Annotated in this window: 18 protein-coding genes; 13 read left to right on the top strand and 5 right to left on the bottom strand. The window is 63.6% G+C overall.

Translation table 11 applies throughout. From position 1 onward, the window contains the following. The first annotated feature begins 28 nt into the window (after positions 1–28). Complete coding sequence (locus BLS27_RS24310; protein ID WP_371906664.1) at positions 29–766, top strand: methyl-accepting chemotaxis protein; 738 nt, start codon at positions 29–31, stop codon at positions 764–766. A gap of 66 nt (positions 767–832) precedes the next feature. On the opposite strand, the gene BLS27_RS19185 is transcribed toward BLS27_RS24310, so the two are convergent. Next, on the bottom strand, positions 833–1,873 hold the full coding sequence (locus BLS27_RS19185; protein WP_043211099.1) for a threonine aldolase family protein: 1,041 nt from the start codon (positions 1,871–1,873) through the stop codon (positions 833–835). Between the two features lie 324 nt (positions 1,874–2,197). Here BLS27_RS19185 and glyA point away from each other — a divergent pair, with 324 nt between their 5' ends. The 8 genes from glyA (at position 2,198) to BLS27_RS19140 (ending at position 11,911) form a co-directional block, all read left to right on the top strand. Further along, complete coding sequence (gene glyA / locus BLS27_RS19175; protein ID WP_043211101.1) at positions 2,198–3,451, top strand: serine hydroxymethyltransferase; 1,254 nt, start codon at positions 2,198–2,200, stop codon at positions 3,449–3,451. A 15-nt stretch (positions 3,452–3,466) separates the two neighbouring features. After that, entirely contained in the window at positions 3,467–4,717 is a 1,251-nt protein-coding gene (locus BLS27_RS19170) for a sarcosine oxidase subunit beta family protein (protein ID WP_043211104.1), read from the top strand. 16 nt (positions 4,718–4,733) lie between these two features. Then, positions 4,734–5,066 (top strand): sarcosine oxidase subunit delta, encoded by a 333-nt coding sequence (locus BLS27_RS19165; protein ID WP_043211106.1) that lies wholly within the window; start codon positions 4,734–4,736, stop codon positions 5,064–5,066. Next, positions 5,063–8,080, top strand: a complete 3,018-nt coding sequence (locus BLS27_RS19160) for a sarcosine oxidase subunit alpha (RefSeq protein ID WP_090346323.1) — start codon at positions 5,063–5,065, stop codon at positions 8,078–8,080. The genes BLS27_RS19165 and BLS27_RS19160 overlap by 4 nt, the downstream gene beginning before the upstream one ends. Positions 8,081–8,221: 141 nt before the next feature. After that, positions 8,222–8,854, top strand: a complete 633-nt coding sequence (locus tag BLS27_RS19155; protein WP_043211110.1) for a sarcosine oxidase subunit gamma — start codon at positions 8,222–8,224, stop codon at positions 8,852–8,854. 14 nt (positions 8,855–8,868) lie between these two features. Then, the gene (purU, locus tag BLS27_RS19150; RefSeq protein ID WP_043211119.1) at positions 8,869–9,726 is read left to right on the top strand and encodes a formyltetrahydrofolate deformylase; all 858 of its coding nucleotides are present in this window, start codon (positions 8,869–8,871) and stop codon (positions 9,724–9,726) included. A gap of 250 nt (positions 9,727–9,976) precedes the next feature. Then, complete coding sequence (gene fdhA, locus BLS27_RS19145) at positions 9,977–11,176, top strand: formaldehyde dehydrogenase, glutathione-independent (protein WP_043211122.1); 1,200 nt, start codon at positions 9,977–9,979, stop codon at positions 11,174–11,176. A 153-nt stretch (positions 11,177–11,329) separates the two neighbouring features. Beyond that, a complete protein-coding gene (locus BLS27_RS19140; RefSeq protein WP_043211124.1) occupies positions 11,330–11,911 on the top strand; it encodes a DUF2780 domain-containing protein in 582 nt (193 codons plus the stop codon). A gap of 182 nt (positions 11,912–12,093) precedes the next feature. Here BLS27_RS19140 and BLS27_RS19135 read toward each other — a convergent pair whose 3' ends face one another. Together BLS27_RS19135 and BLS27_RS19130 are read right to left on the bottom strand one after the other, a co-directional pair. After that, positions 12,094–13,455, bottom strand: a complete 1,362-nt coding sequence (locus BLS27_RS19135; protein WP_090346322.1) for an APC family permease — start codon at positions 13,453–13,455, stop codon at positions 12,094–12,096. Positions 13,456–13,639: 184 nt separating this feature from the next. Further along, complete coding sequence (locus tag BLS27_RS19130) at positions 13,640–14,527, bottom strand: acyltransferase (RefSeq protein ID WP_043212591.1); 888 nt, start codon at positions 14,525–14,527, stop codon at positions 13,640–13,642. Positions 14,528–14,709: 182 nt separating this feature from the next. On the opposite strand from BLS27_RS19130, the gene rloA2 reads away from it, so the two are divergent. The 4 genes from rloA2 to creD all read left to right on the top strand — a co-directional run bounded on the left by rloA2 (position 14,710) and on the right by creD (position 18,969). Next, a complete protein-coding gene (gene rloA2, locus BLS27_RS19125; protein WP_090346319.1) occupies positions 14,710–15,210 on the top strand; it encodes a retropepsin-like aspartic peptidase RloA2 in 501 nt (166 codons plus the stop codon). A gap of 183 nt (positions 15,211–15,393) precedes the next feature. After that, a complete protein-coding gene (gene creB, locus BLS27_RS19120; protein ID WP_090346315.1) occupies positions 15,394–16,074 on the top strand; it encodes a two-component system response regulator CreB in 681 nt (226 codons plus the stop codon). Continuing rightward, a complete protein-coding gene (creC, locus tag BLS27_RS19115; RefSeq protein ID WP_090346312.1) occupies positions 16,074–17,507 on the top strand; it encodes a two-component system sensor histidine kinase CreC in 1,434 nt (477 codons plus the stop codon). Before creB ends, creC begins: the two co-directional genes overlap by 1 nt. 133 nt (positions 17,508–17,640) lie before the next feature. Beyond that, positions 17,641–18,969, top strand: coding sequence for a cell envelope integrity protein CreD (gene creD, locus BLS27_RS19110; RefSeq protein ID WP_090346309.1), 1,329 nt, complete (start codon positions 17,641–17,643; stop codon positions 18,967–18,969). 142 nt (positions 18,970–19,111) lie between these two features. Here the strand turns inward: creD and BLS27_RS19105 are convergent, their stop codons facing one another. Both BLS27_RS19105 and msrA read right to left on the bottom strand, forming a co-directional pair. Then, entirely contained in the window at positions 19,112–19,735 is a 624-nt protein-coding gene (locus BLS27_RS19105) for a glutathione S-transferase (RefSeq protein WP_090346306.1), read from the bottom strand. Positions 19,736–19,744: 9 nt separating this feature from the next. Beyond that, positions 19,745–20,413: a peptide-methionine (S)-S-oxide reductase MsrA gene (msrA, locus tag BLS27_RS19100; protein ID WP_043212604.1), complete on the bottom strand. Its 669-nt coding sequence runs from the start codon at positions 20,411–20,413 to the stop codon at positions 19,745–19,747. Positions 20,414–20,429 lie beyond the last annotated feature (16 nt).

Genomic DNA, 20,429 nt, shown 5'->3' with positions numbered 1-20,429 from the left:
CGCCGACCGTTCCAGCCGCCAGCAGGAGATGACCGAAATGGTCGCCACCGCCGTGCACGAAATGGGACTGACCGTGCAGGACATCGCGCAAAACGCCGGCAATGCCGCCCATGCCTCGCAGTCGGCGCGCGACGAGGCCCTGCAGGCGCGCGAGGTGGTGCGCCGGTCGATCCACAGCATCGAAGGCATGTCCGGGGAAATCAGCCGGGCGGCGGAGGCGGTGAGCCAGCTGGCCGACGAAGTCGCCTCGATCGACGAGGTCTTGGCCGTGATCCGCAGTATTTCCGAACAGACCAACCTGTTGGCCCTCAATGCGGCCATCGAGGCGGCGCGAGCGGGTGAAATGGGGCGCGGCTTTGCCGTGGTCGCCGATGAAGTGCGCACGCTGGCGCGGCGTACTCAGGTGTCCACCGACGAGGTGCAACAGATGATCCAGCGCCTCAAGCAAGGCGCAGGCACCGCTGTGGCGTCAATGAATGCCGGGCAGCAGGCGACCGGGGGCGGGGTAGAGTCCAGCCAGCGCACCGGTGCCTCGCTGGGGGCGATCACCGATCAGGTGGAGCACATCAGCGACATGAACCATCAAGTAGCCACGGCGACCGAAGAGCAGTCGGCGGTGACCGAGGAGATCAACCGGACTGTGCAGGGGATTTCCGACCTGGCCCGGGAGACGGCGGCCGAAGTGCAGGCCTGTCGGGACGAGTGCCAGGCGTTGCGTGGCCTGGCCGATGACCTGGCGCGGCAGATGGGCGGGTTCAAGCTCTAGGTCGGTGTTGGACGCTTCGCGGGTAAATCGGGGCGCCCAACCGCCGCTCCGATTTACCCGCGGACATCAGGCGCCGACGACGGCGCGGATGTCCTGCGCCAGTTCACGCACTCGCGCTTCTTGCGTATCCCACGAGCACATGAACCGCGCGCCACCGCTGCCGATGAAGGTGTAGAAGCGCCAACCCTTGGCGCGCAGCGCCTCCAACGCGGCTTCCGGCATTTGCAGGAACACGCCGTTGGCCTGCACCGGGAACATCAGCTCCACGCCCGGCAGGTCGCTCACCAGCGAGGCCAGCAGTTGTGCGCAATGGTTGGCGTGGCGGCCATAGCGCAGCCAGGCGCCGTCTTCGAGCAGGCCGACCCAGGGCGCGGAGAGAAAACGCATCTTCGACGCCAGCTGGCCCGCCTGTTTGCAGCGGTAATCGAAGTCATCGGCCAGGGCGCGGTTGAAGAACAGGATCGCCTCGCCCACGGCCATGCCGTTCTTGGTACCGCCGAAGCACAGCACATCCACCCCGGCCTTCCAGGTCAGCTCCGCCGGTGTGCAGCCCAGGGAAGCGCAGGCGTTGGAAAAGCGGGCGCCGTCCATGTGCAGGTTCAGCCCCAGCTCCTTGCAGGTGGCGCTGATCGCCCGCAGCTCGTCGGGGTTGTACACCGTGCCCACTTCGGTGGCCTGGGTGATGGTCACCACGCGTGGCTTGGGGTAGTGGATGTCCTGGCGCTTGAGCGCGACTTCGCGGATCGATTCGGGCGTCAGCTTGCCGTCTACACTGCGTGCGGTGAGCAGCTTGGAGCCGTTGGAGAAGAACTCCGGCGCACCGCACTCGTCGGTCTCGACGTGGGCGGTCTCGGAGCAGATGACGCTGTGGTAGCTCTGGCACAGGGAGGCCAGGGCCAGGGAGTTGGCGGCGGTGCCGTTGAAGGCGAAGAACACCTCGCAGTCGGTTTCGAACAGCTCGCGGAAATACTCGGCGGCGCGTTCGGTCCATTGATCGTCGCCATAGGCGCGCTCGTGACCCAGGTTGGCTTTTTCCATCGCGGCCCAGGCTTCGGGGCAGATGCCGGAATAGTTGTCGCTGGCGAATTGTTGGCTGTTATCAGTCATGACATCTGTCCTTTTTACGACGCAGATCCGCACTCTAAACCATCGATTCAGCGGTTGCCTATACAAGGCCTGTTCGAGCAACTGGCTGTATTGATCTTGCGGGCTTCTTCGCGGGTAAACCCGCTACCACAGGGATTGCACAGCCCCTGTAGGAGCGGGTTTACCCGCGAAGGGGCCCGCACAGGCACCAGGCAGATGCGAATGTCGTAAACGCGCCATTGCAAGGCGTGCGCAGGCATCTGAGTCGCCCTCGCCGGTCATACCATCGCCTCAAAGGGCCACAGTGCCTCAAGACAAGAAATGATCGCTGCCGGGAGAAACAAGATGTTCAGCAAGCAAGACCAGATCCAGGGTTACGACGACGCACTGCTGGCGGCGATGAATGCCGAAGAACAGCGCCAGGAAGATCACATCGAGCTGATCGCCTCGGAGAACTACACCAGCAAGCGCGTCATGCAGGCCCAGGGCAGCGGCCTGACCAACAAGTACGCCGAAGGCTACCCAGGCAAGCGCTATTACGGTGGCTGCGAGTACGTCGACAAGGTCGAGGCGCTGGCGATCGAGCGCGCCAAGCAGCTGTTCGGCGCCGACTACGCCAACGTCCAGCCGCACTCCGGCTCCTCCGCCAACAGCGCCGTCTACCTGGCCCTGCTGCAGCCCGGCGACACCATCCTGGGCATGAGCCTGGCCCATGGCGGTCACCTGACCCACGGCGCCAAGGTGTCGTCCTCGGGCAAGCTGTACAACGCGGTCCAGTACGGCATCGACAACACCACCGGCCTGATCGACTACGACGAAGTCGAGCGCCTGGCGGTCGAGCACAAGCCGAAGATGATCGTCGCCGGCTTCTCCGCCTACTCCAAGACCCTGGATTTCCCACGGTTCCGCGCCATCGCCGACAAAGTGGGCGCACTGCTGTTCGTCGACATGGCCCACGTTGCCGGCCTGGTTGCCGCTGGCCTGTATCCGAACCCGATTCCGTTCGCCGACGTGGTCACCACCACCACCCACAAGACCCTGCGTGGTCCGCGTGGCGGCCTGATCCTGGCCAAGTCCAACGAAGAGATCGAGAAGAAGCTCAACGCTGCCGTTTTCCCGGGCGCCCAGGGTGGCCCGCTGATGCACGTGATCGCTGCCAAGGCCGTGTGCTTCAAGGAGGCGCTGGAGCCTGAATTCAAGACCTATCAGAAGCAGGTCATCGCCAACGCCCAAGCCATGGCCAAGGTGTTCATCGACCGCGGCTACGACGTGGTTTCCGGCGGCACCGACAACCACCTGTTCCTGGTCAGCCTGATCCGTCAGGGCCTGACCGGCAAAGACGCCGACGCCGCCCTGGGTCGCGCCCATATCACCGTCAACAAGAACGCCGTACCTAACGACCCGCAGTCGCCGTTCGTCACCTCGGGCCTGCGCATCGGTACCCCGGCCGTCACCACCCGTGGCTTCAAGGAAGCCCAGTGCGTTGCCCTGGCTGGCTGGATCTGCGATGTGCTGGACAACCTGGGTGATGCCGACGTCGAAGCCGACGTTGCCAAGAACGTCGCCGCCCTGTGCGCGGATTTCCCGGTCTACCGCTGAGTGGAGTAACCAACCATGCAACGCTATTCGGGCTTCGGCCTTTTCAAACACTCCCTCAGCCACCACGAGAACTGGCAGCGCATGTGGCGCACGCCGACGCCGAAGAAGGTGTACGACGTGGTCATCGTCGGCGGTGGCGGCCATGGCCTGGCCACGGCCTACTACCTGGCCAAGGAGCACGGCATCACCAACGTCGCGGTGATCGAGAAGGGTTACCTAGGCGGCGGCAACACCGCCCGTAACACCACCATCGTGCGTTCCAACTACCTGTGGGACGAGTCGGCCAAGCTGTACGAACACGCCATGAAGCTGTGGGAAGGCCTGTCCCAGGACATCAACTACAACGTGATGTTCTCCCAGCGTGGTGTGTACAACCTGTGCCACACCCTGCAGGACATCCGCGATTCCGAGCGTCGGGTCAACGCCAACCGCCTCAATGGCGTGGACGGTGAGCTGCTCAACACCGAGCAGGTCGCCGCCGAAATCCCGTACCTGGACTGCTCGAAGAACACCCGCTACCCGATCCTCGGTGCGACCGTCCAGCGCCGTGGCGGCGTGGCCCGTCACGATGCCGTGGCCTGGGGCTACGCCCGTGCCGCCGACGCCCTGGGCGTCGATCTCATCCAGCAGACCGAAGTGATCGGCTTCCGCAAGGAAAACGGCGCGGTCATCGGCGTGGAAACCAACAAGGGCTTCATTGGCGCCAAGCGCGTCGGTGTGGTCACCGCCGGTAACTCCGGTCACATGGCCAAGTTGGCCGGCTTCCGTCTGCCGCTGGAATCGCACCCGTTGCAGGCGCTGGTATCGGAGCCGATCAAGCCGATCATCGACAGCGTGATCATGTCCAACGCCGTGCACGGCTACATCAGCCAGTCCGACAAAGGCGACCTGGTCATCGGCGCCGGTATCGACGGCTGGGTCGGTTACGGCCAGCGCGGTTCGTACCCGATCATCGAGCACACCATGCAGGCGATCGTCGAGATGTTCCCGATCCTCTCGCGCGTGCGCATGAACCGTCAGTGGGGCGGCATCGTCGACACCTGCCCGGACGCGTGCCCGATCATCTCCAAGACCCCTGTGAAAAACCTGTTCTTCAACTGCGGCTGGGGTACCGGCGGCTTCAAGGCGACCCCAGGTTCGGGCAACGTCTTCGCCGCGAGCCTTGCCAAAGGCGAGATGCACCCATTGGCCAAGCCGTTCTCGATCGATCGCTTCTACACCGGCGCGCTGATCGACGAACACGGCGCCGCGGCCGTCGCCCACTAATCGGAGACAATTCGTCATGTTGCATATTTTCTGTCCCCACTGCGGCGAGCTGCGCTCCGAAGAAGAGTTCCACTCCTCCGGCCAGGCGCACATCGCCCGTCCGCTGGACCCTAGCGCCTGCACCGACGAGGAATGGGGTACCTACATGTTCTTCCGCGACAACCTGCGCGGTATTCACCATGAACTGTGGGACCACGTTGCCGGCTGCCGCCAGTACTTCAACGTCACGCGTAACACCGAGACCTACGAGATCCTGGAAACCTACAAGATCGGCGAGAAGCCGCAGGTCACCGCGAACAAGCTGAACCCCGCGCAGTCGGCCGTCAAAGGCCAGGGAGAAAAAGTATGAGCCAGGTCTATCGCCTCGCCAGCGGCGGTCGCATCGATCGCAGCAAGGTCCTGAACTTCACCTTCAACGGCAAGACCTACCAAGGTTATGCCGGTGACAGCCTGGCCGCTGCGCTGCTGGCCAACGGCGTCGACATCGTCGGTCGCAGCTTCAAGTACTCGCGTCCTCGCGGCATCGTCGCCGCAGGCCCGGAAGAGCCGAACGCCATCCTGCAGTTGGGCTCGAGCGAGGCCACCCAGGTACCGAACGTGCGCGCCACCCAGCAAGCCCTGTACTCGGGCCTGGTTGCCACCAGCACCAACGGCTGGCCGAACGTCAACAACGACGTCATGGGCATCCTCGGCAAGGTCGGCGGCAGCATGATGCCGCCCGGGTTCTACTACAAGACCTTCATGTATCCCAAGTCGTTCTGGATGACTTACGAGAAGTACATCCGTAAAGCGGCAGGCCTTGGCCGTGCTCCGTTGCAGAACGACCCGGACAGCTACGACTACATGAACCAGCACTGCGACGTGCTGATCGTCGGTGCCGGCCCTGCTGGCCTGGCCGCGGCCCTGGCCGCCGGTCGCAGCGGCGCCCGCGTGATCGTCGCCGATGAACAGGAAGAGTTCGGCGGCAGCCTGCTCGACACCCGCGAAACCCTCGACGGCAAGCCTGCCGCGGACTGGGTTGCTGCCGTCGTCGCCGAGCTGCAATCGCTGCCGGAAGTGACCCTGCTGCCTCGCGCCACGGTCAACGGCTACCACGACCACAACTTCCTGACCATCCATGAGCGCATGACCGACCACCTCGGTGACCGCGCCCCGATCGGCCAGGTCCGTCATCGCGTCCACCGCGTGCGTGCCAAGCGTGTGGTACTGGCCACCGGTACCCACGAGCGTCCGCTGGTGTACGGCAACAACGACGTGCCGGGCAACATGCTCGCCGGCGCCATCTCGGTGTACGTGCGCCGTTACGGCGTGGCACCGGGCCGCAAGCTGGTGCTGTCGACCAACAACGATCACGCCTATCGCACCGCTCTGGACTGGCACGACGCCGGCCTGCAAGTGGTCGCCATCGCTGATGCGCGCCACAACCCGCGCGGCTCGCTGGTCGAGGAAGCGCGCGCCAAGGGCATCCGCATCCTGACCTCCAGCGCCGTGATCGAGGCCAAGGGCACCAAGCACGTAACCGGCGCCCGCGTCGCTGCGATCGATGCCGTGGCGCATAAGGTCACCAGCCCAGGCGAATGGCTCGAGTGCGACCTGATCGGCAGCTCCGGTGGCTACAGCCCGGTGGTTCACCTGGCCTCGCACCTGGGCGGTCGTCCGATCTGGCGTGACGACATCCTCGGCTTCGTGCCGGGCGATGCGCCTCAGAAACGTGTCTGCGTGGGTGGCGTGAATGGCGTCTATCCGCTCGGCGACGCGATTGCCGATGGTTTCGAAGGCGGCGTTCAGGCAGCCACCGAAGCAGGCTTCAAGGCGACCGCCGGCACCCTGCCGAAAGTCGTTGCCCGCAAGGAAGAGGCCACCGTGGCGCTGTTCCAGGTGCCGCACGACAAAGGCACTGCCCGTGCGCCGAAGCAGTTCGTCGACCAGCAGAACGACGTCACCGCGGCCGCCATCGAACTGGCCACCCGCGAAGGCTTCGAGTCGGTCGAGCACGTGAAACGCTACACCGCGCTGGGCTTCGGTACTGACCAGGGCAAACTGGGCAACATCAACGGTCTGGCCATCGCTGCGCGCTCGATGGGCATCACCATCCCGCAGATGGGTACCACCATGTTCCGCCCCAACTACACGCCGGTGACCTTCGGCGCGGTAGCGGGCCGTCACTGTGGCCACCTGTTCGAACCGGTACGCTTCACCGCGTTGCACGCCTGGCACTTGAAGAACGGCGCCGAGTTCGAAGACGTTGGCCAGTGGAAGCGTCCGTGGTACTTCCCTAAAGCCGGCGAAGACATCCATGCCGCCGTGGAGCGTGAGTGCAAGGCCGTGCGTGACAGCGTGGGCCTGCTCGACGCCTCGACCCTGGGCAAGATCGACATCCAGGGCCCGGATGCGCGTGAGTTCCTCAACCGCGTTTACACCAATGCCTGGACCAAGCTCGATGTGGGCAAGGCCCGTTACGGCCTGATGTGCAAAGAAGACGGCATGGTCTTCGACGACGGCGTGACCGCCTGCGTCGGCGACAACCACTTCATCATGACCACCACCACCGGCGGCGCTGCCCGCGTATTGCAGTGGCTGGAGCTGTACCACCAGACCGAATGGCCGGACCTGAAGGTGTACTTCACCTCCGTGACCGACCACTGGGCCACCATGACCCTGTCGGGCCCCAACAGCCGCAAGCTGCTGGCCGAGCTGACCGACATCGACCTGGACAAAGAAGCCTTCCCGTTCATGAGCTGGAAGGAAGGTCTGGTCGGCGGTGTGCCGGCCCGGGTGTTCCGTATCTCGTTCACCGGTGAGCTGTCGTACGAGATCAACGTCCAGGCCAACTACGCCATGGGCGTGCTGGAGCAGATCGTCGAGGCGGGCAAGAAGTACAACCTGACCCCGTACGGCACCGAGACCATGCACGTGCTGCGCGCCGAGAAGGGCTTCATCATCGTCGGTCAGGACACCGACGGCTCGATGAACCCGGACGACCTGAACATGGGCTGGTGTGTCGGTCGCAACAAGCCGTTCTCCTGGATCGGCGCACGCGGCATGACCCGTTCGGACTGCCTGCGCGAAGACCGCAAGCAACTGGTGGGCCTCAAGCCTGTCGACCCGACCAAGTGGCTGCCCGAAGGCGCCCAGCTGGTGTTCGACCCGAACCAGCCGATTCCGATGGACATGGTCGGTCACGTGACCTCCAGCTATGCCTCCAACTCCCTGGGCTATTCGTTCGCCATGGGTGTGGTCAAAGGCGGCCTCAAGCGTATGGGCGAGCGTGTCTACTCGCCGCAGGCTGACGGCAGCGTGATCGAGGCAGAGATCGTGTCTTCGGTGTTCTTCGATCCGAAGGGTGAGCGGCAGAACGTCTAAGGCCCCCGCAAGGCAGTGCTGGAGCTTGTGGAGGCGGGGTACCCGCGAATGCGATGTTGGCCTCACCGGCCCATTCGCGGGCAAGCCCGCTCTCCCAGATCCAGCGCCGTTCGGCACAACAGAATTCAAGGCAGGTAAGAAATGAGCGTAATCAACGTCTTCCAGCAAAATCCGGGCTCCAACGCCCGGGCCGAGTCGCCACTGCACCACGCTGACCTGGCCAGCCTGGTCGGCAAGGGCCGCAAGAACGCAGGCGTGACCCTGCGCGAGCACAAATTCCTCGGCCACCTGACGATCCGTGGCGACGGCCACGACGCCGCCTTCGCCGCAGGCGTGAAGAAGGCTCTGGGCCTGGAACTGCCGGTCGCCCTGACCGTGGTCGCCAACGACGAGATGTCGCTGCAGTGGGTCGGACCGGATGAGTGGCTGCTGATCGTCCCGGGCGGTCAGGAGTTCGCCATCGAGCAGAAGCTGCGCGAGGCCCTCGAAGGCCAGCACATTCAGGTGGTCAACGTCAGCGGCGGGCAAACGCTGCTCGAGCTGCGCGGCCCCAACGTACGCGACGTGCTGATGAAATCCACCAGCTATGATGTACACCCGAACAACTTCCCGGTCGGCAAGGCCGTCGGCACCGTGTTCGCCAAGTCGCAACTGGTGATTCGCCGCACTGCCGAAGACACTTGGGAACTGGTGATCCGCCGCAGCTTCTCCGATTACTGGTGGCTGTGGCTGCAGGACGCTTCGGCCGAGTACGGCCTGGCCATCGAGGCTTAAAAAGGAGAACACGCATGAGTCGGGCACCGGACACTTGGATTCTCACTGCCGACTGCCCGAGCATGCTCGGCACCGTCGACGTAGTGACGCGTTACCTCTACGAGCAGCGCTGCTACGTCACGGAGCACCACTCCTTCGACGACCGGCTCTCGGGGCGGTTCTTCATTCGCGTGGAGTTCCGCCAGCCGGACGACTTCGACGAGGCGGGCTTCCGGGCCGGCCTTGCCGAGCGCAGTGACGCCTTCGGCATGACCTTCGAGCTGACCGCGCCCAATCACCGCCCCAAGGTGGTGATCATGGTGTCCAAGGCCGACCACTGCCTCAACGACCTGCTGTATCGCCAGCGCATCGGCCAATTGGCCATGGACGTGGTGGCGGTGGTGTCCAACCACCCCGACCTCGAGCCCCTGGCGCAGTGGCACAAGATCCCTTACTACCACTTTGCCCTGGACCCCAAGGACAAACCTGCCCAGGAGCGCAAGGTGCTGCAGGTGATCGAGGAGACCGGCGCGGAGCTTGTGATTCTCGCCCGCTACATGCAGGTGCTGTCGCCTGAGCTGTGCCGCCGCCTGGACGGCTGGGCGATCAACATCCACCACTCCTTGCTGCCCGGCTTCAAGGGCGCCAAACCGTACCACCAGGCCTACAACAAGGGCGTGAAGATGGTCGGCGCCACGGCCCACTACATCAACAACGACCTGGACGAAGGCCCGATCATCGCCCAGGGCGTGGAGGTGGTGGACCACAGTCACTACCCTGAAGACCTGATCGCCAAGGGGCGCGACATCGAGTGCCTGACCCTGGCGCGGGCGGTGGGGTACCACATCGAGCGCCGGGTGTTCCTCAACGCCAATCGCACCGTGGTGCTCTGACAGTCCTCATTGTCTTGTTCGCGGGTAAGCCCGCTCCCACAGGTTCTGCGTAGCCTTGTGTGGGGGCGGGCTTACCCGCGAATGGATTCACCCTTTTTAACCTGCCGTTAACAGGCAATCCTCTGTCGCTTCCAGTCACTGCGACAAGTTGTATCAGGCCCACAATTCCCTGCATTCCAGTAACACATGCCGCCCACGGAAGGCGGCGCTTTCCACCGCTGCATAAATACAAATCAAGCGAGGTAAGAGCATGTCTGGTAATCGTGGAGTGGTGTATCTCGGTGCCGGTAAGGTCGAGGTGCAGAAGATTGACTACCCCAAAATGCAGGACCCACGCGGCAAGAAAATCGAGCACGGCGTGATCCTGAAGGTGGTCTCCACCAACATCTGCGGCTCCGACCAGCACATGGTCCGTGGCCGTACCACCGCCCAGGTCGGCCTGGTCCTCGGCCACGAAATCACGGGTGAAATCGTCGAGAAGGGCCGCGATGTCGAACGCCTGCAGATCGGCGACCTGGTATCCGTTCCGTTCAACGTCGCCTGCGGTCGTTGCCGTTCCTGCAAAGAGATGCACACCGGTGTCTGCCTCACCGTCAACCCGGCCCGCGCCGGTGGTGCCTACGGTTATGTCGACATGGGCGACTGGACCGGCGGCCAGGCCGAATACGTGCTGGTGCCGTACGCTGACTTCAACTTGCTGAAACTGCCCGATCGCGACAAGGCCATGGCGAAGATCCGTGACCTGACTTGCTTGTCCGATATCCTGCCAACCGGTTACCACGGCGCCGTGACTGCCGGCGTCGGCCCAGGCAGCACCGTCTACGTGGCTGGTGCCGGCCCGGTCGGTTTGGCCGCCGCTGCCTCGGCGCGCCTGCTGGGCGCGGCCTGCGTCATCGTCGGTGACCTGAACCCGGCTCGCCTGGCCCATGCCAAGGCCCAGGGCTTCGAAGTGGTCGACCTGTCCAAGGACACCCCGCTGCACGAGCAGATCGTCGATATCCTCGGTGAACCGGAAGTGGACTGCGCCATCGACGCCGTCGGCTTCGAAGCCCGTGGCCATGGCCATGAAGGTGCCAAGCATGAGGCGCCGGCTACCGTCTTGAACTCCCTGATGCAGGTGACCCGCGTTGCCGGCAACATCGGTATTCCAGGCCTGTACGTGACCGAAGACCCGGGCGCGGTCGATGCCGCCGCCAAGATCGGTGCACTGAGCATCCGCTTCGGCCTGGGCTGGGCGAAATCGCACAGCTTCCACACTGGCCAGACCCCGACCATGAAGTACAACCGCCAGCTGATGCAGGCGATCATGTGGGACCGTATCAACATTGCCGAAGTGGTTGGCGTGCAGGTGATCAACCTGGACCAGGCGCCGCAAGGCTACGGCGAGTTCGATGCAGGCGTACCGAAGAAGTTCGTGATCGACCCTCACAAGATGTGGGGCGCGGCTTAACCTTCAGACTCAACGCCCCTGCGGGGGCGTTGTGCTTTAAGCGGCTTCAGTCACAAGGCCTTGGCAGGCCGATAACCGGCCTGGAACAAACCCCTGCAGCTCCAGTCCAATGCCTCGTTTCCCCGGCCATCCCGGCCGACGAGGTCCCTCCCGATGAAAGCATTCACCCTGGCAACCCTGATGACCCTGGCCGCAAGCCCGGTGTTCGCCTTCAATTTGAGCGATGCGGCCAATGCCGTGTCGGCGATGCAGAACCAGAATTCAACTCAACAGGGTCAGGTACAGGCTCCAGCGGGCCAGGCCAACCTGCTCAATACCTTGGGTAGCGAGCTGAAGATCACCCCTGAACAGGCCATTGGCGGCGCCGGTGCGATGCTGGGGCTGGCGCGCAACAACCTGAGCGAGGCCGACTATGGCCAGCTGACCCAGGCTGTGCCCGGCCTGGACCTGCTTTCCGGTGCCAACGCCCTGGGTGGGCTGAGCGGTCTGGGTGAGTTGCTCGGCAAGAGCAGCGAGAGCCCATCGCCTTTGAGCAATGCGTTGGGCAACGTCGAGAACCGCAGCGACCTGGATAACGCCTTCAGGTTGCTGGGCATGGATACGAACATGATCGGCCAGTTTGCCCCGCTGATCCTTCAGTACCTGGGCCAGCAGGGCCTTGCCGGGTCGCTGTTGCAGAATCTGGGAAGCCTGTGGATGACCCCTGCGGCGCCAGCGGCCGTTCCGTCTGTTTGAGCTTTCTTCATGGGTGTACACGGGCTGAGCCCGTGCCCTCTACCGAGGCGTTTGCTTCGTGGATGAACCCGCTCCCATAAGGTCACCGTCGGCCCTATGGGAGCGGGTTTACCCGCGAATACGACGGCCGATTCACCACCTTGTCGCCGGTAAGATCCGCTCCCCCAAAGGGCAGTGGCGCATCAGGCCGCTTCGGAGAAATCCACCAGGCGCATCGGGCGGCGGAAGCCGGAGGTGAGCACTGCCAGATAAGCCAGGCCCAGGGCGAACCAGCACAGGCCGATCACCAAGGTCAGCGCCGACAGGCTGGTCCACAGCCACAGGGTCAGGCCCAGACCGACCAGCGGCACCACGCCATAGCACGCCAGGCCCTTGAGGTTGCGGTGGGTACGCTCGTTGATCAGGTGGGTGCGCACCACTGCCAGGTTGACGGCCGAGAACGCCACCAGGGCGCCGAAGCTGATCAGCGATGCCAACGTGGCCAGGTCGATCACCAGGGCCAGCAGCGAGAATGCCGACACCAGCACGATGGCGAACACCGGGGTGCCGAAGCGCGGCGACAGCTGGCCGAAGGTGCGCTGTGGCAGCACCTTGTCGCGGCCCATGGTGTAGAGAATGCGCGACACCGCCGCCTGGGACGCTAGGGCCGAACCCAGGCTGCCGGCGACGAAGGCTGCGGTGAAGAAGTTGGCCAGGAACTGGCCGCCAGCCTTGAACATCACTTCGTTGGCCGCGGCATCGGCATTGGCGAACGTGCTGCCTGGCAGCACCAGTTGGCTGATATAGGCCAGCAGGGTGAACAGCAGGCCGGCGCCAAGGGTGGTGAGGATGATTGCGCGGGGTACGTCGCGGCGGGCGTCACGGGTTTCCTCGGCCAGCGTCGAGACCGCATCGAAGCCCAGGAACGATAGGCACAGCACTGCTGCACCGGCCATCAGGTGACCGAAGCCTGGCTGGCTGCCATCGCCCAGCAGCGGCGAGAGCAGGTCAACCGGCTGGCCTGCCAGCGACTGGTAGGACAAGGCCACGAACACCCCGATGAAGACGATCTGCGCGCCGACGATCAAGTTGCTGGCCTTGGCCACCGAATGGATGCCGACCACGTTGAGCACGGTCACCAGGGCGATCGAGGCCAGGACGATGGTCCAGGCCGGAATGGCCGGGAAGGCGATGTTCAAGAACAGGCCGATGAGCAGGTAATTGATCATCGGGATGAACAGGTAGTCGAGCAGCAGCGACCAGCCGGCCAGGAAGCCCACGTTGGGGCCGAACGCCAAGTTGGTGTAGGAGTAGGCCGAGCCTGCCACCGGGAAGCGCTTGACCATGAAACTGTAGGACGTGGCGGTGAACAGCATTGCCAGCAGGGTCACCAGATAGGCGCCAGCGGTGCGGCCCCCGGTGATCTCGGTGACGATTCCGTAGGTGGTGAAGATGGTCAACGGGACCATGTACACCAGGCCGAAGAACACCAGGGCGGGCAGCCCGAGGACGCGGCGAAGTTGGGCGGGAGCTGCCTCGGCAGCGGGGCGAGGTTGTTTGGCCATCGATCGATCCAAGCATTTTTGTAGTTGTGCGTTGATCGATTTTTATCCACCTGGGTAGGTGAAGACAAACAAAGAGTTGCTAATGTCGATTATAAATCTGGATTTTAATCGGCATCTTATTGTGTACAGCCCACGGTAGGCGCGGGCTTGCTCTTCTGCAAGAGCCGCCCAGGCCACGCACCTCTTAGCGCATTTCGGCGCGCAACTGCTCGATGCGCTGGTCCTTTTCGACCCACAGCTGGTTCACCCAAGCCTGCACGGTCTGGCGGAATGCCGGATCGTTCTCGTAATCACCCGCGCACAGCGCCGGGTCCAGTTCACGCACGCGGATGTCGATGATCACCCGGCTGATGTTGCCGCTGAGCAGGTCCCAGAACCCCGGCGCCCTGTTGCCGGGATAGACGATGGTGACGTCCAGCAGGGCGTCGAGCTGCTCGCCCAGCGCGGCCAGTACGAACGCCACGCCACCTGCCTTGGGCTTGAGCAGATGCTGGTAGGGCGATTGCTGGGCCTGACGTTTGGCCTCGCTGAAGCGCGTGCCTTCGAGGTAGTTGACCACGGTCACCGGTTGGCGCTTGAACAGCTCGCAGGCTGCCTTGGTGATCTCCAGGTCCTTGCCCTTGAGCTCCGGGTGCTTGTCCAGGAAAGCCTTGCTGTAGCGCTTCATGAAGGGGTAGTCCAGCGCCCACCAGGCCAGGCCCAGCAGCGGAACCCAGATCAGCTCTTTCTTGAGGAAGAACTTGAAGAACGGCACCCGGCGGTTGAGGCTCTCGATCAGGGCCGGGATGTCCACCCAGCTCTGGTGGTTGCTCACGCACAGGTAGGAGGTGTCCTGGCGCAGCTTCTCGATGCCGCGGATGTCCCAACGTGTCGGGATGCACAGGGCGAAGATCGCCTTGTCGATTTCCGACCAGGTCTCGGCGATCCACATCACCGCCCAAGAGGCATAGTCGCGGCCACGCCCCGGCAGCACCAGTTTGAGCAGGGCGAACACCATCAGCGGGCAGATCAACACCAGGGTGTTGAGCAGCAGCAGGACAGTGGTGAGGATGCCGGTGAGCAGGCGACGCATAAAGAGACTCTTGTTGTGGGATAAAAACGGTTGGCAATGATAAGTGGGGCACCGGCCTTCGCCAAATGCGCATTGGCCAATTACTGGGACAAATGTTTCACATTGTGTTGGATAAGCTTTGACAACGAACCTATCGTGCCCGGGTAGTCTAAGTGCTGTCCCACCTCAAGGAAGCCTAACCTGTGAAATCACTGCTTGCCCTGCTGTCGATCCTCGCCCTTCCGGTCATGGCCGCCGAGCCAACCCTGTATGGCCGTTACGAGAACATTGCCCTGCCGGAGCTTGGCGAAACCCTCAAGGCCAAGATGGACACCGGTGCCTACACCGCCTCGCTGTCGGCCAAGGACATCGAGCTGTTCATCCGCGATGGCAATGAGTGGGTGCGTTTCCGTCTGGCGACCAAGAACGCCGACGGCAAGGTCTACGAACATGAGCTGTCGCGCATCAGCAAGATCAAGAACCGCGTAGACGAGGACGAAGAAGGGGACGTCCCGGAAGTCTCCAAGCGTCCAGTGATCGATTTGGAGCTGTGCCTGGGTGACGTCAAACGTACGGTGGAGGTCAACTTGGTCGACCGCAGCCACTTCAACTACCCACTGCTGATCGGCTCCAAGGCCCTGAAAGAGTTCAAGGCGGCGGTGAACCCGGCCAAGAAGTTCACTGCCGGCAAGCCGGACTGCTAGTTCAGACGTATGCACCGGCATTGCCGGTGTTGGGAACCCGCTCCCACTGGGCTGGCAATGAACCCTGTGGGCGCGGGGTGACCCATGAAGCGGTCCGCACTTGGCCCAATGCCCCCACAGGGGTTGCGTGATGCCTGCTGATCACCTACAAGTCCAGCATTTGTCCAAGCAAGGCCGGACGCCATGCCCCACATTCTCATCGTCGAAGACGAATCCGCCATTGCCGATACGTTGGTCTATGCCTTGCAGGCCGATGGCCACAGCACCGACTGGGTAACGCTCGGTAGCGCAGCCCTTGAGCAGCAGCGTCTGCATCCTGCGGACCTGGTGATTCTCGACATCGGCCTGCCTGACATCAGCGGTTTCGAAACCTGTCGGCAGTTGCGCCGTTTCAGCGACGTACCGGTGATGTTCCTCAGTGCCCGCGATGCCGAAATCGACCGGGTGGTGGGGCTCGAAATCGGCGCCGACGATTACGTGGTCAAGCCGTTCAGCCCGCGGGAAGTGGCCGCGCGCGTCAGGGCGATCCTCAAGCGCCTGGTGCCCCAGGCCCAGGCTTCGGCCCAGGCCACGGTGTTCCAGCTCGACACCTTGCGCATGCAGATCAGCTACCACGCCCAGCCGCTAGCCCTGACCCGTCATGAATTTCGTCTGTTGCAATGTTTGCTGGAGCAACCCCGGCGGGTGTTCAGCCGCGAGCAACTGCTCGATGCGGTGGGTGTAGCCTCCGATGCTGGCTACGAACGTACCATCGACAGTCATATCAAGAGCCTGCGTGCCAAGCTGCGCCAGGTCGCTGCCGATGCCGAGCCCATCCAGACCCATCGTGGCCTGGGTTACAGCTATAGCCCGGATCACGCCTGATGCGCCTGGGCATCCGCATCTTCCTGGTGTATTTCCTGTTCGTCGGGTTGTCTGGTTACTTCCTGCTCAGCACCGTGCGCGAACAGATCCGCCCGGTCGTGCGCCAGTCCTCCGAGGAGACCCTCGTGGACACTGCCAACCTGCTCGCGGAAATTCTCCATGACGACGTCAAAGCCGGCACTCTGAGCCAAAGCCGGCTGCCTCAGGTATTGGCGTCTTACGGCGAGCGCCGTCCAGGCGCGCAGATCTGGGGGCTGGCGAAGAACCAGATCAGCCACCGCATCTATGTCACCGACGCCCAAGGGACCGTGCTGCTGGACTCCAGCGGCCAGGACGTGGGCAAGGACTACTCTCGCTGGAACGATGTCTACCTTACCCTGCGCGGCCAGTATGGCGCGCGCTCCACGCGCAGCGATCCGGCTGACGAAACCACCTCGGTGATGCACGTGGCGGCGCCGATCCTCGACCAGGGCCGGATCATCGGCGTGGTGACGGTGGCCAAGCCCAACAGCTCGCTGCAACCCTACATCGACCGCGCCGAGCAGCGGCTGCTGAATCTGGGCCTGGGCCTGATCGGCCTTGGCCTGTTGGTGGGGGCGGCGCTGTCGTGGTGGCTGGCGCGCTCGCTGCGTCGGCTGACGCGCTATGCCCAGGCCGTCAGCGAGGGCCAGCGCGCAGCCTTGCCCCACTACAAAGGGGGCGAGTTGGGGCAGTTGGCCACAGCGGTAGAGCGCATGCGGACCCAGCTCGAAGGCAAGGCCTATGTCGAGCGCTACGTGCACACCCTGACCCATGAACTCAAGAGCCCGCTGGCGGCGATCCGTGGAGCCTCCGAGCTGCTTCAGGGCGATATGCCGCAAGACCTGCGGATGCGTTTTGCCAGCAACATCGAGCGCGAGAGCGGGCGCTTGCAACAGATGATCGAGCGCTTGCTCAACCTGGCGAGGGTCGAGCAGATGCAGGCATTGGAAGACGAACAGTATGTCGCCCTGGCGGCGCTGATCGATGAGTTGCTGTTGAGCCATGCGGCGCGCATTGAAGGCGCGAGCTTGCAGGTTCGCCAGCGGGTGCCGGTGGAGCTGAGGTTGCTGTGTGATCCTTTCCTGATGCGCCAGGCGCTGGCCAACCTGCTGGACAATGCGCTGGATTTCTCGCCGGCAGGCGGAGCGTTGCTGTTCGAGCTGGAACGCGACGGCGAGCGGGTGGCGCTGAGTGTGTTCAACCAGGGCGAGCCGATCCCGGATTACGCCATCGGGCGGGTCAGCGAGCGCTTCTATTCACTGCCACGGCCAGGCAGCGGGCGCAAGAGCACGGGGCTGGGGCTTAACTTCGTGGCGGAGGTGATGCAGCTGCATGGCGGCGCGTTGGCCGTGGAGAACGTCGAGGGCGGGGTGCGCGTGCGGTTGTGGTTGCCGGCGCGACGTGTGAATTGAGCCGACGGTCTTCAGCGCAGCCCCTTCGCGAGCACAGGTGTTGCTGAAAACACCACCCAATCTCCACACGCACTTCACAAAGGCTCCACGCAGTGGTTCCACACTGCGCCCATCGCAAACGGAGCCCTAGCCCATGACCAAAACCTTGAGTTTCAAGCTCGGCATGATTGCCCTGCTGATGCTGCTGTTGTTGATTCCGCTGTTGATGATCGGTGGCCTGATCGGTGAACGACAGGCCTTGCGCGATAGCGTGCTGCAGGACATCGCCCAAAGCTCAAGCTTCAGCCAGCAGATCAGCGGCCCGCTGCTGGTGGTGCCCTACCGCAAGTATGAGCGGCGCTGGATCGAGAAGAACGGCCAGAGCGTCGAGCAGACGATCATGCTCAATGGCCAACTGTTCTTCCTGCCTGAAACCTTCCACGTAGACACCGATATCGATACCGAACTGCGCGCTCGGGGCATCTACCAGGCCCGGTTGTTCCACGCCAAGAGCAGGGTGAGCGGACGTTTCAAGGTCCCGGCGCGCTGGGGTATCGAGAAGGACTGGGAGGACTACCGCTTCGACAGGCCCTATCTGGTGGTGGGCATCAGTGACATTCGCGGCATCGAGAACGCCCTGGCACTGACGTTGGATGACCAGCGATTGCCGTTCGAGCCCGGCACTGGCCTGGATTGGCTGGGCGGGGGCGTGCATGTCGCCTTGCCGATGCTCGAGGATGGCCAGGCCCGTGAGTTCACCTATGGCTTCGATCTGGCCTTGCAGGGGACTGGCCAGTTGCATGTCGTGCCGGTGGGGCGCAGCAGCAGGGTGGACATGCGCGCCAACTGGCCGCACCCAAGCTTTGTCGGCAATTACCTGCCCAGCCGTCGAGAAATACACGATCAAGGCTTCAAGGCCCATTGGCAGACCTCGTTCTTCGCCACCAACCTCGAGGATGCGCTGCGCCAATGTACCGGCCAGGGTCAGTGCACGGATTTCAATGCGCGCGCCTTTGGCGTGAGTTTCGTCGACCCGGTGGACCAGTACCTCAAGAGTGAGCGGGCGATCAAGTACGCGCTGTTGTTCATCGCCTTGACCTTCGCGGGTTTCTTCTTGTTCGAGGTACTGAAGAACCTTCGCGTGCACCCTATGCAGTACATGCTGGTGGGGGTGGCGCTGGCCTTGTTCTATTTGTTGCTGCTGTCGTTGGCCGAACACCTGGGCTTTGGCCTGGCCTATGGGTTGTCGGCCTCGGCGTGCGTGCTGCTGATTGGCTTCTACCTGAGCCATGTGCTGGGCAGCATGAGGCGGGGGATCGGCTTTGCGGCGGGGCTGAGTGGGCTGTATGGACTGCTCTTCGGCCTGCTCAGTGCCGAAGACTATGCGCTGCTGATGGGCTCGCTGCTGTGCTTTGGCCTGCTTGGCGTGTTCATGGTGCTGACCCGTCGCCTGGACTGGGCGCGGGTGGGGAGGGCGGCATGAGAGAGGATCGGGAAGCGGGGCGGTGGTTGGCCTATCGGATCGGGATGCTTGTTCAGTGGCACCGGGATGAGGCTTTCGCGGGAAAACCCACGCCCACAGGGCTGGATCCTAGTGGGCGTGGGTTCATCTGCGGACAGGTCCGTCAGATCACCGGAGCCGTTGCAGCCATCGACGGCCGCTTGGTCACGTCGGCATACCACGTGGCAAGGCCGGGCTGCTGCTCACGCCAGCCGAACTGCGGCTGGCGCAGGTCCAGGTAGCCCAGTGCACAGGCCACGCCGATGGCGGCGATGTCGAAGGTCGAGGCGAGCTCCGCCAAGTGTGCCTGCTCCAGGTTGGCCAGGCTGCGGCGGATCTTCTCGCCTTGGGCCTGGACCCAGCCGTCCCAGCGCTTGTCTTCTGGGCGCAGGAAGGTCTCGTAACGGGTCGAGACCGCTGCATCCATGATCGCATCGGCCTGGGACGCCAGGGTCAGGCGCCGCCAGCGGGCAGAGCCTTCGCGGGGGATCAGCGGGTTGCCGACGTGCTGCAGGTCGAGGTACTCGCAGATCACCCGGCTGTCGTGCAATACCGTGCCGTCTTCCAGGCGCAGCGCCGGGATTTTGCCGATCGGGTTGTCTTGGTTGAGCTGGTCATTGCCATTGACAGGGCTGACGTTGACGGCTTGCAAGGTCACGCGGTCGAGCTGACCGGTCTCGTGCAGCACGACCATTACCTTACGGACGAACGGCGAGAGCGGCGAGTGGAACAGGGTCATGGTCGTCATGGCCAGACCTCATTTGCCTTGCAAGCTGGGAGGCAGGCAGACGCCGGTGCCGGCGATGCCGCAGTAACCGTCGGGGTTCTTGGCCAGGTACTGCTGGTGGTAGGCCTCGGCGAAGTACACGGTCGGTGCCTGGTCGATCTCGGTGGTGATCTCGCCGAAACCTGCCTTGGTCAGCTCGGCCTGGAAGGCGTCACGGCTGGCCTTGGCCTGTTCCAGTTGCTCGGGGCTGGTGCAGTAGATGGCCGAGCGGTACTGGGTGCCGATGTCGTTGCCCTGGCGCATGCCTTGGGTCGGGTTGTGCAGTTCCCAGAACATCGCCAGCAGCTCGCGATAGCTCACTTTGTCCTTGTCGAACACCACCAGCACCACTTCGGTGTGGCCGGTCAGGCCCGAGCAGACTTCTTCGTAGGTCGGGTTGGGGGTGAAGCCGCCGGCATAGCCGACCACGGTGCTGACCACGCCTTCGCGCTGCCAGAAACGCCGTTCGGCGCCCCAGAAGCAGCCCAGGCCGAAGATGGCGAAATCGATGCTGCCCTCGAAGAAGGGGCCCAGCAGCGGCGTGTCCTTGAACACGTAGTGGAACTCGGGCAGGGGCATCGGGGTGTCGCGACCAGGCAGCGCCTGTTCCGCGGTAGGCATGACGTTTTTGTTCACCAGGATTTCCGAACGCAGGACCATGGCCGTTCCTCTGTAT

Source organism: Pseudomonas guariconensis, assembly GCF_900102675.1.
Taxonomy (GTDB): Bacteria; Pseudomonadota; Gammaproteobacteria; order Pseudomonadales; family Pseudomonadaceae; genus Aquipseudomonas; species Aquipseudomonas guariconensis.
This window is presented reverse-complemented; position numbering and strand designations above follow the sequence as displayed.

Coding starts and splice junctions, on each gene's coding strand:
- BLS27_RS24310 (WP_371906664.1), top strand. CDS start 29: ATGACCGAAATGGTCGCCACCGCCGTGCACGAAATGGGACTGACCGTG.
- BLS27_RS19185 (WP_043211099.1), bottom strand. CDS start 1,873: ATGACTGATAACAGCCAACAATTCGCCAGCGACAACTATTCCGGCATC.
- glyA (WP_043211101.1), top strand. CDS start 2,198: ATGTTCAGCAAGCAAGACCAGATCCAGGGTTACGACGACGCACTGCTG.
- BLS27_RS19170 (WP_043211104.1), top strand. CDS start 3,467: ATGCAACGCTATTCGGGCTTCGGCCTTTTCAAACACTCCCTCAGCCAC.
- BLS27_RS19165 (WP_043211106.1), top strand. CDS start 4,734: ATGTTGCATATTTTCTGTCCCCACTGCGGCGAGCTGCGCTCCGAAGAA.
- BLS27_RS19160 (WP_090346323.1), top strand. CDS start 5,063: ATGAGCCAGGTCTATCGCCTCGCCAGCGGCGGTCGCATCGATCGCAGC.
- BLS27_RS19155 (WP_043211110.1), top strand. CDS start 8,222: ATGAGCGTAATCAACGTCTTCCAGCAAAATCCGGGCTCCAACGCCCGG.
- purU (WP_043211119.1), top strand. CDS start 8,869: ATGAGTCGGGCACCGGACACTTGGATTCTCACTGCCGACTGCCCGAGC.
- fdhA (WP_043211122.1), top strand. CDS start 9,977: ATGTCTGGTAATCGTGGAGTGGTGTATCTCGGTGCCGGTAAGGTCGAG.
- BLS27_RS19140 (WP_043211124.1), top strand. CDS start 11,330: ATGAAAGCATTCACCCTGGCAACCCTGATGACCCTGGCCGCAAGCCCG.
- BLS27_RS19135 (WP_090346322.1), bottom strand. CDS start 13,455: ATGGCCAAACAACCTCGCCCCGCTGCCGAGGCAGCTCCCGCCCAACTT.
- BLS27_RS19130 (WP_043212591.1), bottom strand. CDS start 14,527: ATGCGTCGCCTGCTCACCGGCATCCTCACCACTGTCCTGCTGCTGCTC.
- creB (WP_090346315.1), top strand. CDS start 15,394: ATGCCCCACATTCTCATCGTCGAAGACGAATCCGCCATTGCCGATACG.
- creC (WP_090346312.1), top strand. CDS start 16,074: ATGCGCCTGGGCATCCGCATCTTCCTGGTGTATTTCCTGTTCGTCGGG.
- creD (WP_090346309.1), top strand. CDS start 17,641: ATGACCAAAACCTTGAGTTTCAAGCTCGGCATGATTGCCCTGCTGATG.
- BLS27_RS19105 (WP_090346306.1), bottom strand. CDS start 19,735: ATGACGACCATGACCCTGTTCCACTCGCCGCTCTCGCCGTTCGTCCGT.
- msrA (WP_043212604.1), bottom strand. CDS start 20,413: ATGGTCCTGCGTTCGGAAATCCTGGTGAACAAAAACGTCATGCCTACC.